Below are 525 nucleotides of genomic sequence, written 5' to 3'. Positions count from 1 at the left end.
AGATTAGGATTGCCTTCAGCAGCACGTAATTCTGCTTCTGCATCAATCTGACGTAAGCGAGATTTAATGTCCTGATTAATCTCTGACGTCTTACGAGGAATATTCACAGCAATATCCTTAACAGGAACGCCACGTCCAATCATCTGGTAGATGTTAGCAAGGAAGTTAACTGCCGGTACTACAACAGATTTAACAACAATTACTGTCTTAGCATCCTTCACCAAGTTCTGAATGGTATTTTCAGCATTCATTACTACATGATATGCCTTATTACCAAATGCACCGAGGAACATCTTCTTAACAGTATCAAGGGTGCTGGGTTACCAACGAGAGTTACCAGTCCATACATCACCAATAGATGCAGCACGATAGCCAAGTGCATCATTCAGCATATCCCTACGAACCCATAACTCATCTTTACCAAAGAGTTCTTCGGCCTTATGACGAGTCTCAATGTTCATCAGGTTAATTGCATCAGCCAGTACTGGGTCATCAATTTTACCTAACAGGTTTACATATTGAGAT

2 protein-coding genes are annotated in these 525 nt (G+C 41.0%); both read right to left on the bottom strand.

The window, feature by feature from the left end:
* Positions 1-293 (bottom strand): hypothetical protein (locus Y882_RS20675; RefSeq protein ID WP_211259257.1); only part of this gene is annotated, 293 nt, incomplete at its 3' end.
* A 27-nt stretch (positions 294-320) separates the two neighbouring features.
* Positions 321-525: hypothetical protein (locus tag Y882_RS20670; protein ID WP_211259256.1), on the bottom strand; the 205-nt coding region annotated here is incomplete at its 5' end.

Origin of the sequence: Dyella japonica DSM 16301 (assembly GCF_001010355.1) — a bacterium.
In the GTDB taxonomy this organism is placed as follows: domain Bacteria; phylum Pseudomonadota; class Gammaproteobacteria; order Xanthomonadales; family Rhodanobacteraceae; genus Dyella; species Dyella japonica.
This window is presented reverse-complemented; position numbering and strand designations above follow the sequence as displayed.